This window comes from Neobacillus endophyticus, from assembly GCF_013248975.1.
GTDB lineage: Bacteria > Bacillota > Bacilli > Bacillales > Cytobacillaceae > Neobacillus > Neobacillus endophyticus.
In genome coordinates, this window is sequence record NZ_JABRWH010000001.1 from 2,021,781 (window position 1) to 2,035,487 (window position 13,707).

Genomic DNA, 13,707 nt, shown 5'->3' on the forward strand with positions numbered 1-13,707 from the left:
CATGAAGTTCTTCGTTGATATGGTAAAAACTAGTACAAATTAAAGTGATTCTACTAGGGTTCTTTAAAAAAGAAAAATAAGGATAAAAAAATTTATACATTTTGATGGTTTTGCCGATATATATGTTATACATCACAGTTTAGTTCACAATTGAACAGGTAAAATAAGAAAAAGGGTTTTACATCACAAAGCGTTTTTGACTCAAATCTGAACCTAGATAGGTATATACCAATTTTAAACTTTTTTAATTAAATCTTAATTGTTCATTTTAATGGAAAATTACTTTCTTAGGGTGAGAGATATGGTAATTACTCGAATTACAATTTATCAAAAACGCAAATTAGAACTAGATATTGAAACGCTTCGAAAAGAAATGATTCAAATAGGCATGATTGAAGGTTTGGCGAGTAAACGAACAATTAAAATAAGTAAAAATCTGGATCGTTCTATAGCGAAATACCAATCACTTCGAAAACTAAAATTGCAATTTTATTCTGAGACAGGCTCTCATTTGTTATAAAAGAGGGCTTGGCCCATATGCAGCGCTTTTAGCGAATTGAATTTACAGATTATAAACTTCTAAATAAACAGGTTTAGAACTAAAAGAAAGTAAAAGTCTTGCAAAAACAGCCTTAATTTAATCAAACATTTGTTTAAAAAATGAAAAAATACATTATAGCTGTAAAAATATGTGATATTATTCTTCTTAGCAAAAAAGAGCAAGCTTGTTTAATTTGGAGGAAGTAGGATGTTAACGATTTATTTAACCCGTCATGGGGAAACACAATGGAACAAGGAGAACCGGTTACAGGGCTGGGAGGATTCCAATCTGACGGAGAAAGGAATGAGAGATGCGAGTGCGTTGGGTGAGAGACTTCTTGATACTGACTTTCAAGCTATTTATTCAAGTTCAAGCGGCAGAGCAGTCCATACGTCTAAACTGGTTTGTTTAAACCGGAAGATTCCTATTTTTCTCGATGATGATCTAAGAGAAATGCGTTTTGGTGAATGGGAAGGAAGGCTGCAACAAGAGATTGAGCAAAACGACCCTAAAGAGTATGATCATTTCTGGAATGCTCCGCAAAACTATAATCATGAGCCCCATAATGGCGAGAGTTTTGATGAGTTAAAGCGGCGTGTTGGACGAGCCTTAAACAAAATTATGACTGAAACACCCGACGGCAATGTCATGATTGTGACTCACGGGGTAGCGATCAGGGCTATCTTATCACTTATGATCGATATACCAATGGAAAAATGGTGGGATCCTCCGTTTATCAATGGAACGAGTCTAACTATTATTAAATCTGATCGAAAAACTTTCCAAGTGGAGCTTTTAGGGGATATATCACATGTCGTTTAACTATAGCGAGACATTTTGAAGATAAAAGAGGGGCAGCTATCAGGCTGGCTCTCTATTTTAGTTTTTCATAGAAGCCAATTTCTAGTTTTTGGGTTATATTATAAATAATAAATCTTTTTTGAACATATCTAGCAGTTTGTTGAACTGTCAAAATCATGATAAGCAGGTGAAATGTTTTGTATAAGTTAATTGCAATTGACATTGATGGTACACTGATTAATGACCGTAAAGAACTGACAAATGAAGTAATTGACGCCATTCAGTCTGCGAAAGCAAAAGGTGTGAAAGTAGTTATTTCTACTGGAAGACCGATCGGCGGTGTTCTGTCATTAATTGAAGAATTAAAATTAAATGAAGAAGATGAATATGTCATTACGTATAATGGTGCTGTTGTTCAAAGTACTCTTACCAATGAAGTGATTTCTGAAGTTTCATTAACCTACCAGGATTTAAAAGAGTTATATGAACTAAGTATACAAGTTCAGTCCCCTATGCATTTTTTTGATTCAGAAAGCATCTATACGCCCAATAAGGATATTAACAAATATACCGTTCATGAGTCTCACATTAATCAAGTGCCTCTCCATTATCGGACCATCGATGAAATACCTGAAGATATGTTAATCCCGAAAGTTATGTTTATTGATGAACCGGAACGACTACAGAAAGTCATCGATGCCATACCGAATTCATTTAGAGAAAAATATGCCATGGTTCAGAGTGCACCGTTCTTTTTAGAAATTCTTCATCCCAGCGTCAGCAAAGGAAACGCCGTAAAGCAGCTGGCAGAAAAACTTTCTATTAAACGTGAAGAAGTCATTTGTATTGGTGACGGGGAAAACGATTTAAGCATGGTGGAATATGCCGGCTGTGGTGTGGCAATGGGTAATGCTGTTTCCAGTATTAAAGAAGCAGCACAGTTTGAAACCCTATCCAATAATGAAAATGGTGTTGCCTATGCCATTGAAAAACTGGTATTAAACTAGTAATCGAGGCAGTGCACAGGATAAAAGCTTGTTAAGAAAAGAACGATTTTCTTAACAAGCCTTTTTTTGCGTTCCGCTTTAGTTCTAAGAAGCATCAGTATGGATTCATGATTGGATATGGTACCATATAGATATGAAAAAAATCCGGGTGGAGGCAAGAGAATGTACAGCTTTAAGAATGACTATAGCGAAGGGGCACATCCTCAAATTCTGAGTGCCTTAATGGAAACTAATCTGGAGCAGGAGAATGGTTATGGGGAGGATCGCTTTTCCCAAGAAGCGATTGAACAGTTAAAACAAAGGCTTGGACGGACTGATCTAGACATACATTTATTAACAGGAGGCACCCAAACCAATCTGATTGCGATTTCGGCATTTCTAAGGCCGCATGAAGCTGCCATTGCTGCCAATACAGGCCATATCGCAACACATGAGACAGGGGCAATCGAAGCAGTTGGCCACAAGGTGGTCACGATTGAAACTGCGGATGGGAAATTAACTGCCCAGCACATTCATACCGTTCTTGAAGCACATACGGATGAGCATATGGTTAAACCAAAGCTGGTATACATATCAAACTCTACGGAAATAGGTTCTATTTATAAGAAACAAGAACTGGAGCAGCTACGTGAAGTTTGTGATAAAAATCATCTCATCCTGTTCATGGATGGGGCACGGCTTGGATCTGCTTTGTGTTCATATGAGAATGATCTCGAACTAAGCGATTTGCCATCACTTGTTGACGCATTCTATATCGGTGGAACCAAGAATGGCGCACTTATCGGCGAAGCACTAGTGATAGGCAAAGAGTCACTTAAAGAAGATTTTCGCTATCATATGAAGCAAAAAGGCGCGCTTTTGGCAAAAGGAAGATTATTGGGCATACAGTTCCTTGAGCTATTTCGGAGCAATCTGTTCTTTGAATTGGCGGCGCATGCCAATACAATGGCAGATATCATGAGAAAGGGAATAAGTGAAGCCGACATTCCATTCCTCATCCATTCGCCATCAAATCAGCTGTTTCCCATTCTCCCTAATGATTTGATTACGGAACTCCAAAAGGATTATGCCTTTTTAATATGGGAGAAGATTGATTCTGACCACTCTGCGATCCGATTAGTTACCTCATGGGCAACAAAAGAGGAAGCGGTACTTGCATTTGTGCAGGATGTTAAAAGAACAGTAGTAAAGCCGGTTGCGCAACATTTAAAAAACGTCTAAGCATTTCAGTAAGGAACTGGGGGATCTTCATTGAAAGGGCAAGTGAAACTGATTACGGCAATGCTTATTTGGGGCAGCATTGGGGTGTTTGTGAAAAATATTCATCTTTCCTCCAGCGAAATCGCCCTGCTGAGGGGAGTTATTGGCAGTTTATTTTTAGTTGGTGTAAGTTTCCTACTGAAACAAAAGCTCTCATTTCAGGTGGTAAAAGAAAATGCATGGTTTCTGATCCTATCAGGGGCTGCAATGGGCTTTAATTGGATTTTACTGTTTCAGGCATACCGATATACGACCATCTCTAACGCAACATTAAGTTATTATTTTGCACCTATTTTTGTAATGGTTCTAGCACCATTCATACTAAAGGAAAAACTGACGGCTTTGAATGCGGGATGTATCGTTGCGGCTATGATTGGATTAGTTTTGGTCAATGAAGGTGGCAGCAGCGGGAGCGACTCCAACTCTAGCCACCATATAACTGGCGTCCTTTATGGTCTTTCAGCAGCCGTTCTTTATGCAAGTGTTGTGTTAATTAATAAATTTATTAAGAATTTATCAGGTTTTGAAACAACATTGGTCCAATTAATGGTTGCCGTGGTTGTTCTTTTTCCGTATGTTTTGTTCAAGGAACACTTAGATTTTTCAGGAATGACTCGACATTCTATTTTGTTTGTGTTGTTAGTAGGCATCATTCATACGGGAATTGCGTATTTTCTCTATTTCACTTCACTTCAGGAGCTAAAGGGACAAACAATCGCTGTCTTAAGCTATATAGACCCTGTCTCTGCAGTGATCTTTGCCGCCATTTTCCTAGGTGAAAGCATGAGTCTCATCCAAATAATCGGCGGCTTCCTTATATTAGGTTCAACCTATATTAGTGAGAGAATAGAAATCAAGGTACAAAAATAGGGGGGCTATTCCCCGGCACTTTAAAGTATGATCGTGCCTGGGAGTAGGCCTTTTTCGACGCAAAGAAACGTGATTTGTAATAGTACAAGAAAAAACATGTGAAATTAAGGAGAATTTACATGGATTATAATAGAGATTTTTCCATAATAGATGACATGTGTAATGTAAAAGCTTCCTTAGACACTATGATCCAATGTAAGGCGAGGCTGCTGGTAATCATAAAGGATGGTTTGATTGTTGGTATTTGCGACAGTTACCATTTGTTAGTGCAAGCCAATCACCTTGAACAGCCGCTCGATTACCAAACAGACTTTATAACCATTTCTGAACAGAAACTAGACACAACAGCCATTCAGGATTTTTCCTATGCCTTAATTCTCAATGAAAAGGGGAATTTAATTGGGTGGATTGATAAAAAATCAATAGAAATTAATGAATTAAAGCAGATATATTCTGAGGATTTAAAAGCAGTTACATCTGATTTGGAAGCCATTGTAGATTCCATTTATGACGAGGTGCTAGTCGTTGATAGCTCTGGAGAAATAATCAGGGTATCGAATCGGGGCACACTGAACTTGTGGGGAGTCAACCCAGAGACGGTTATTGGGGAAAACATTCTGGAACTGGAGGAGAAGGGCTGGTTTAAGCCGTCTGTTACACGAAAAGTAATGGAACAAAAAAAGAAAGTGTCGATCGTTCAGCATAATCGCTTGGGGAGGAGAATTCTAGCCGTAGGGAATCCCATTTTTAATGAAAAGAAAGAATTGGAGCGTATCGTGATTGCTTCCCGGGATATTACGGTAGTTGAAAAACTGGAGGCTGAGCTTGAAGAGGCAATAACCTTAAAGGATAAGTATCGTAAAGAGGTTGATATTTTAAAAAAGGTTCATCAAGGAAATAGGAAACGAATTATCTATCAATCCGAGAAGATCAAAAATCTAATGTTTGAAGTGGATATGGTTGCGAGGGTGGAATCGACCGTTACGATTTATGGAGAGTCAGGTGTCGGAAAAGAATTGATTGCCCATGCCATTCACCGTCTCAGCCCAAGAGCAGAAAAGCCATTTATTAAAATAAATTGCGGTTCGATTCCTGAGAATTTATTGGAAAGTGAACTGTTTGGCTATGAGAAAGGGGCATTTACAGGAGCTCTTAATCAAGGAAAAAAAGGATTGTTTGAATTAGCCAACGAAGGGACACTTTTTCTGGATGAGATCGGGGAAATGCCGCTAAATTTACAGGTAAAGCTTTTGAGGGCTATCCAGGAACGGGAGATCATGAAGATCGGTGCCTCGAAAGCGACCCCGATTAATATCCGCATTATTACGGCAACGAATAAAAATCTGGAGGAAATGGTGGCAGCCGGAACCTTCCGTGAGGATTTATATTACCGGATTCATGTGATTCCATTATTCATCCCTGCATTAAGAGAACGAATGGAAGATATCGAGCCTCTAGTGAATCATTTTCTGGAATATTATAATGAAAAATTCCTTTCCAAAAAGCTTTTTTCTGTGGATGCCATGGAAATGCTAAAGACATATAAGTGGCCAGGAAACATCAGGCAATTGCAAAACGTGATTGAGCGGGCCATTGTTGTAACCGCAGGCCAAATGATTACAGCCAATGATCTAGTGAAAATTTTGGAGAATCGGAAAGGCAGCCAGCACCCTGTGGAGGTTCATACCATCATTCCGTTAAATGATGCAGTTCAAGACACAGAAAAGCAACTTTTAAAATTGGCCTTAATGAAATATAAGACGTTAACAAAAGTAGCAGAGGTTTTGGAAGTGAGCCAACCAACCATCAGCAGGCTTTATAAAAAATTGAAAGAGGACATGATGAACTAGTTAATATTGAGACCATTCATTTTTGAATAATCATTATTCAAAAATGAATGGTCTCTCTTATTGAATAAGATTAGATGTTGTATAAAGTGTAATAACGTCGATTGGCACAATAATTGCATTTTAAAAAGTAACCTTCGTTTTGCGGGGCAAAGGGGAATGCAGGGGAAATTTGGTGAAAAATGACGGAAGAGGAGGGGAAAGTGGAGAATAGATTTGTGTAATCCTAGAATTCAGATTATTTAGACTATATTGACAAAAAATATAAATATAGAAGATCCTTTGCATAAATAACTCCGCAAATTGAACTTTTACATCATGATAGCGCTTTCTTCAAAAAGTCATTTGTAATGCTACATATCAAGGGGGAATTTGAATGGAGAATCACGAGGTTTCGTTGGAGAGGTCCCTTACTTTATCACACTTGGTGTTATTTGGACTAGCATATTTAGCGCCAATGATTGTATTTGGAATTTATGGGACGGTCGCCCAAGTAACTCATGGATTAGAGGCAAGTGCCTATTTGGTTGCACTTATTGCTATGTTTTTTACTGCCTATAGCTATACACAAATGGTAAAAGCTTATCCAGTAGCTGGTTCGGCTTATACGTATACAAGGAAATCACTCAATGCTCACCTAGGATTTATGGTAGGATGGGCCACTCTATTAGATTATGTCTTCATTCCAATGGCTATATGGCTGATTGGTGCAGCCTATTTAAACGCAGCGTTTCCGCCCATTCCAACATGGTTATGGATTCTCTCATTTATTATCATAACAACAATCATTAACATTTTGGGGATCAAACTGAGTACCAAGGTGAATTTTATCATGATGGTATTTCAATTCCTGGTTATTGCTTTATTTGTAGCTTTAAGTATTAAGAGTGTATTGGGCGGAGCTGGAGCGGGGACCTTATTATCGATTACGCCTTTTGTTCATAGTCATGCGTCTTTTTCCTTTGTTCTTGCAGGCGCTTCGATCGCTTGTTACTCTTTCCTTGGATTTGATGCCATTTCGACCTTCACAGAAGAAACAAGGCGTCCAGAAAAAACGATTCCAAAGGCCATTATGCTCACGACGATCATCGGCGGTGCTATTTTTATCGTATCTACTTACTTTACACATTTAGCCCATCCAGCCTTTAATAACTTTAAAGATATCGATTCGGCTGGTTTTGAGATTGCCAAACAAATTGGCGGAAACTTGTTTAGTGCCATTTTTCTTGCGGGGATTATCATTGCACAGTTTGCATCAGGGATATCAGCGCAGGCCAGTGCATCCAGGTTGTTGTACGCCATGGGCCGTGATGCCGTCCTGCCGAAGAAGATTTTTGGCTATCTTCACCCTAAATTTAAAACCCCTGTATTCAATATCATGATAGTGTCGATTATTGGTTTGCTGGCTTTAAAACTTAATGTGACCACTTCCACTTCTTTTATTAACTTTGGGGCATTCATTGCCTTTACGTTAGTAAATGTTTCAGTTGTTGCTCACTTCTATTTGAAAGGCGGCAAAAGATCAGGTAAGGATCATATTTTCTATTTATTATTCCCTGTTCTAGGTTGCTGTTTTGATTTCTGGCTATTGGTGAATCTCGATAAAAACGCTCTGGTTTTAGGCGGCAGCTGGGCTGCAGTCGGATTCATCTATTTGCTGTTCCTTACGAAGATGTTTAAAAGACAGCCGCCAGAAATGCATTTCGATCATATTGATGAAGCAGTATAAAGATTTACTGGAGAAGGAGGCTGGCTTCGAGTCTAATAAGATTCGGTGCACCTCCATTCCAGTTATAGCAGGGAGGATGGAAAATTGGGGAGAACATGTAGAATAGCATTAGCCCAGCTCGCGGTTGTAGATGGGAATAAAGAAGCGAATTTAAATAAAATGGAGTCAGCACTTAAGCAAGCTTGGGAGCAATCAGCTGAACTCTTAATATTGCCGGAGTTAAATCTAACGGGATTAGTATCCTATGAAAAAATGAAATCCCTAGCGGAACGCCGTGATGGACAAAGTTTTCGTCTCATTCAAAAGATGCTAAAGACTTATCCGGTGTCTGTGCTTTATTCCTTTCCCGAGTTTGTCTCAGATGATGAAATCTATATTACCACCTGCTTAGTAGGAGCAAATGGAGAGGCATTGGCCTACTACCGTAAAACACATCTTTATACCGATGAGAATGAAATGTTTCGCAAAGGAATGGAATGGACCACTGTCTCTCATCATGATTTATCAATGGGATTGCTTACCTGCTATGATATCGAATTTCCTGAACCGGCTAGGAGTTTGGCTTTAAAGGGAATTCATCTTTTGATCGTGAATTCAGCCAATATGGCACCGTACGAATATATACACAGGCTATTTATACAGGCAAGGGCTCTTGAAAACCAATTGTTTGTCGTCTATTGCAATCGAGTTGGAGCCAATGAGAAATACGAATATCATGGGCAGAGTGCAGTGGTGGGACCGGACGGAAAAATCATCGCGGAAATAGAAGCGGATGTTGAAGCTGTACGAATGGTGGAAATTTCTCTTGATGACTTAAAAAATGCTACTTCTGTATTCAATTATTTAGCGGATCGAAGGGAGAAACTCTATCAATAAATTCAACTATGAATAAGGAAATTCATTTTAAAAAATCTTTCGATCCTTTCAATTGTGAATGGGAATTATTCATTTTTGAATGAAATCATAATAAAAATTGCTAAAAACTGTATTTTTTAACATGGCATGAAAATTGCATTTTAGATATGTAGATTAATATTGTAAAAATATTTTTGGAAAAGGGGTAAATATCGTGGAAACTACTACAAAAACGATTAACTTAAAAACATCTATTCCTGGGCCGAAGGCTGCCTCTTTATTAGAGAGAAGAGCAAATAATGTTCCTAAAGGTGTTTCGAATAATGTCCCATCCTTTGCTGCGAAAGGACACGGGGCAGTTTTGGAAGATGTGGACGGCAATGTATATATTGATTTGGCGGGGGCCATTGGAACGCAAAATACAGGCCATTGTCCACCGAAGGTAGTAGAAGCGTTAATGGAACAAGTCCAAAAGTATCTTCATCCGGGTTTCAATGTGATGATGTATGAGCCATATATTGAACTAGCCGAAAAATTAAACCAAATCACACCTGGTTCACATGCGAAAAAGACCTTTTTCCTAAACAGCGGTGCGGAAGCTGTTGAAAATGCTGTGAAAATCGCTCGTAAATATACAGGGAGAAAAGCGATTATCTCCTTTGACAGGGCATTTCATGGGAGAACCTTGCTTGCTATGTCTCTCACCAGCAAAGTAAAGCCTTACAAGTTTGGCTTTGGCCCGTTTGCACCGGATACGTATAAAGTCCGATACCCTTATTATTATCGTGCTCCATTTGGGGTAAAACCTGAAGAATATGATCAACATTTATTGCAGCAGCTTGAAGACTTTTTCCAGGCTGAAGTTCCTGCGGAGGAAATTGCGGCAATCATTATGGAACCTGTCCAAGGCGAAGGTGGATTCATTGTTCCGTCTAAGACCTTTGTGCAAGGTGTTAAGCAGATTTGTGAAAAACACGGTATACTTTTTATTGCAGATGAAATTCAAACAGGCTTTGGACGTACCGGCAAAATGTTTGCTATCGAGCATTTTGATGTGGTTCCTGATATTATGACCATGTCAAAATCGATTGCTGCAGGACTTCCAATCAGTGCTGTAACAGGCCGTGCGGAAATTATGGATGCTGCTGCACCAGGAGAAATCGGGGGTACGTACGGCGGAAGTCCGCTTGGATGCGTTGCAGCCTTAAAAGTCATTGAAACACTTGAGGAAGATCAGCTTCTTGACCGTGCAGACGTGATCGGCGAAAAAATATTATCTCGTTTTAACAATCTAAAGGAAACATATGATGTAATTGGAGATGTGCGCGGTCTTGGTGCCATGTGTGCCGTCGAGCTCGTAAAGGACTCGGAATCAAAAGAGCCTAACAAAGAATTAACCGCAAAACTTGTCCAAGAATGCCAGCGCCAAGGTGTCATTGTTCTGAGCGCGGGATTGTACAGCAATGTATTAAGATTCCTTGCACCGCTTGTTATTACTGACGAGCAATTAGATGAGGCTCTTAATGTGATTGAATCAGTACTGAAAAAATTAATTTAATGGATGGGAGTGTTACGGTTGAAAAAGCATCTTTTCATTGGTGGTCAATGGGTCGAAGCAAAAGAGTACCGCCCTTTATACAGCCCTTATAATAATGAACTTCTTGCGGAAATTGCACATGCAGATGGGCAGGATGTAGACGCGGCGATTGAAGCAGCTGAAAAGGCGCGGCCAGTTATGGCCAAAATGCCAGCGCATCAGCGGGCAGCTATTCTAGAGAAATTAGTAGAATTATTGAAGGAAAATGAAGAAGAGTGCACAAAATTACTTGCATTAGAAGCAGCAAAACCGTGGACCACTGCAAAAGCCGAAGTGGCACGAACAATTATGACCTACAAATTTGCGGCAGAAGAAGCAAGGCGCATCCACGGGGAAACCTTGCCGCTTGATGCAGCGCCAGGCGGAGAAGGCAGGATTTCCTTCACCATCCGTCAGCCGATTGGTGTCATTGCAGCCATTATGCCGTTTAACTTCCCATTGAATCTGGTAGCACATAAAGTGGGGCCGGCCATTGCTTCCGGAAACACAATTGTTTTAAAACCTGCATCCCAAACTCCTTTAACTTCTTTATTTTTGGCAGAGCTGCTGCAGCAAGCAGGCTTGCCGGAGGGAGCGTTAAATGTTGTAACAGGAAGCGGGGCTGTTGTTGGTGATCGCTTGGTTGCAGATGACCGTGTGAAAGCCATCACCTTTACTGGAAGTCCGGCAGTAGGGATCGGTTTGCGCAATAAGGCCGGGTTAAAAAGGGTGACATTGGAACTTGGCTCAAACTCGGCATTAATCGTTGATAAAGGCGTAGATATCGACTCTATTATTGCAAGAACTGTAACAGGGGCCTTCTCCTTTGCAGGCCAAGTCTGTATTTCTTTGCAACGGGCCTATGTCCATGAAGATCTTTATGAAGAGTTCGTTGAAAAGTTTGTCGCGCAGACTAAAACGTTAAAATTAGGAAGTCCGCTTGATCCTGAAACAGATGTTTCAGCTGTCATCAATCCGAAGGATGCGGAACGTGCGATCTCTTGGATTGAAGAGGCAAGAGAATCAGGTGCTGTTGTAGCAGTTGGCGGCGGGCGAGACGGAAATATTGTAGAGCCGACGGTATTGCTTCATGTTCATCCAAAACAAAAGGTTTCCTGTCAGGAAGTATTTGCACCTATTGTCTTGATTAACAAAATCTCTTCGGTTGATGAGGCAATTGGGTATGTGAATGATTCTCGCTATGGCCTCCAGGCAGGTATTTACACGAACGACATCTATACAGCCATGAGAGCGGCAGAAGAACTTGAAGTTGGCGGAGTTATGATCAATGACATTCCGACCTTCCGTGTCGATCATATGCCATACGGCGGAGTGAAAGAAAGCGGAATTGGCCGTGAAGGTATCAAATACGCCATCGAAGAAATGACTGAAATGAAACTGATCAGCATTAAAAAATAAAGTAACAGGGTTTGACTCCCGGCGCAGTAATGCAGAAAAGCGCCGGGGGTCAAACCCTTTTTTGTTTATAAGTAGAAAAGTATAACTAAAATTTAGTTGCAAAGGAATAATAAGTATACATGATGTTATACAGAGTAGAGGTGATTTTTGCTGTGGGACAAAGGTTCATGACTTATATTCTTGAACCGGATTTATGGATAGGTGCCCTGATTTCTTTTCTTATTCCATTCGGTTGTTTTAAGTTATTCAAATGGCTCAAGAATTACAATTTTCCAAAGAAAAAAAAGAGAAATTCAGAGGACTGCCAGAGATCAATACATGATTATAACGCCATAAAATTCACAGACAACTTCCGGAATAATCTACAAGTGTTGAGGGAAATCCTCGGCCATAGTTCAGATGTCACTTTTCGCCAATTTCAGATTAACAACTCAGACCTAATGGCAGCTGTGGTTTTTGTTGATGGACTGGTAGATAAAACAACCCTGCAAGAACAAATAATTAAGCCGCTATTACACAAGCAAGACATTGTGAAACAGGTGTGGGGCAGCATTGATAGGATAACAAAAGATATTGCTGATTCAGTTATTTCCATTGCAGAAGTAAAAAAGGTGAGCAGTCTAGATGATTGCATTTCCGAAGTTCTGTCCGGAAGTGCCGCTTTATTAATAGACGGGTACGAAGAAGTCCTTATTCTTGGAGCGCAAGGAGGAGAAAGCCGGGCAATACAGGAACCTATTTCCGAAGAGGTTGTACGTGGGCCAAGGGATGGTTTTAATGAGAATCTTCGGACAAATACAGTACTAATTCGCCGTCGAATCAAAGATCCGAATTTGACAATAATCAATTATACGGTTGGAAGCCGTTCGCAAACCAACCTGGCACTTATCTATATTAAAGGACTGACGAATCAGGATTTGGTAGAAGAAGTGAAAAGGAGAATTGAGCAAATTGATATTGATGAGGTCCCTGAGTCAGGATATATTGAACAGCTAATAGAGGATAATTACTTATCCCCATTCCCGCAGATACAAAATACAGAGCGTCCTGATCGTGTGGCAAGTGCTTTAATGGAAGGACAGTTTGCTCTATTGCTGGATGGAACGCCTTTCGCCCTGATCGCTCCTGTTACTTTTTCCATGCTGATGACATCACCGGAGGATTATTATCAGAGATGGTTACCAGCATCGCTGTTACGAATCATGCGATATGGGTCTGCTTTTATGGCATTATTTCTTCCTTCCCTCTACATTGCTTTAATATCCTACAATCACGGATTAATTCCAACAAAGCTTGTCATGTCTATTATAGGAAGCCGGGAAGATGTTCCCTTTCCCGGTATCGTAGAAGGGCTGATTATGGAGGTTACCCTTGAAATCCTTCGGGAAGCAGGGCTTCGCTTACCGAAACAAATTGGGCAGACGGTCGGCATTGTCGGTGGTCTCGTAATTGGGCAAGCAGCAGTAGAAGCGGGAATTGTCAGCCCAATCATGGTGATTGTAGTGGCGTTAACCGCGATCTCGTCTTTTACCTTTCCGCAATATGGGGTGGGTATTGCCATTCGGATCCTTCGCTTTGGAATGATGTTGGTGGCCTCTGTATTCGGCCTTTACGGAATTATTATGTTTTATATTTTGATTATGGCTCATCTCGTAAAGTTAAAAAGCTTTGGAGTCAATTACCTGTCCCCTTTTGTCCCCTATCGTATGAAAGATTGGAAAGATTCGATTATAAGAATACCGCTTAAAATGATGAACCGAAGGCCGGAAACCAACAAATCGCAAGATCATAAACGTCAGTAG

At 40.1% G+C, this 13,707-nt stretch carries 11 protein-coding genes; all 11 read left to right on the plus strand.

What is annotated here, in order from left to right; translation table 11 throughout:
- Positions 1-301 precede the first annotated feature (301 nt).
- Positions 302-520, plus strand: coding sequence for an aspartyl-phosphate phosphatase Spo0E family protein (locus tag HPT25_RS09895; protein WP_173063166.1), 219 nt, complete (start codon positions 302-304; stop codon positions 518-520).
- Positions 521-748: 228 nt separating this feature from the next.
- Complete coding sequence (locus HPT25_RS09900; protein WP_173063169.1) at positions 749-1,363, plus strand: histidine phosphatase family protein; 615 nt, start codon at positions 749-751, stop codon at positions 1,361-1,363.
- Between the two features lie 176 nt (positions 1,364-1,539).
- Positions 1,540-2,349, plus strand: coding sequence for a sugar-phosphatase (gene yidA / locus HPT25_RS09905; protein ID WP_173063172.1), 810 nt, complete (start codon positions 1,540-1,542; stop codon positions 2,347-2,349).
- 162 nt (positions 2,350-2,511) lie between these two features.
- The gene (locus HPT25_RS09910; protein WP_173063175.1) at positions 2,512-3,570 is read left to right on the plus strand and encodes a threonine aldolase family protein; all 1,059 of its coding nucleotides are present in this window, start codon (positions 2,512-2,514) and stop codon (positions 3,568-3,570) included.
- A 30-nt stretch (positions 3,571-3,600) separates the two neighbouring features.
- Positions 3,601-4,479: a DMT family transporter gene (locus HPT25_RS09915; protein ID WP_173063178.1), complete on the plus strand. Its 879-nt coding sequence runs from the start codon at positions 3,601-3,603 to the stop codon at positions 4,477-4,479.
- A gap of 119 nt (positions 4,480-4,598) precedes the next feature.
- Positions 4,599-6,329 (plus strand): sigma-54 interaction domain-containing protein, encoded by a 1,731-nt coding sequence (locus HPT25_RS09920; RefSeq protein ID WP_246277168.1) that lies wholly within the window; start codon positions 4,599-4,601, stop codon positions 6,327-6,329.
- 373 nt (positions 6,330-6,702) lie between these two features.
- Entirely contained in the window at positions 6,703-8,055 is a 1,353-nt protein-coding gene (locus HPT25_RS09925) for an APC family permease (RefSeq protein WP_173063181.1), read from the plus strand.
- An 84-nt stretch (positions 8,056-8,139) separates the two neighbouring features.
- Positions 8,140-8,931, plus strand: a complete 792-nt coding sequence (locus HPT25_RS09930) for a carbon-nitrogen hydrolase family protein (protein WP_173063184.1) — start codon at positions 8,140-8,142, stop codon at positions 8,929-8,931.
- Positions 8,932-9,124: 193 nt separating this feature from the next.
- The gene (gene gabT / locus HPT25_RS09935; protein ID WP_376767917.1) at positions 9,125-10,468 is read left to right on the plus strand and encodes a 4-aminobutyrate--2-oxoglutarate transaminase; all 1,344 of its coding nucleotides are present in this window, start codon (positions 9,125-9,127) and stop codon (positions 10,466-10,468) included.
- A gap of 3 nt (positions 10,469-10,471) precedes the next feature.
- Positions 10,472-11,905, plus strand: coding sequence for an aldehyde dehydrogenase family protein (locus tag HPT25_RS09940; RefSeq protein ID WP_173063187.1), 1,434 nt, complete (start codon positions 10,472-10,474; stop codon positions 11,903-11,905).
- A 167-nt stretch (positions 11,906-12,072) separates the two neighbouring features.
- On the plus strand, positions 12,073-13,707 hold the full coding sequence (locus HPT25_RS09945; protein ID WP_173071031.1) for a spore germination protein: 1,635 nt from the start codon (positions 12,073-12,075) through the stop codon (positions 13,705-13,707).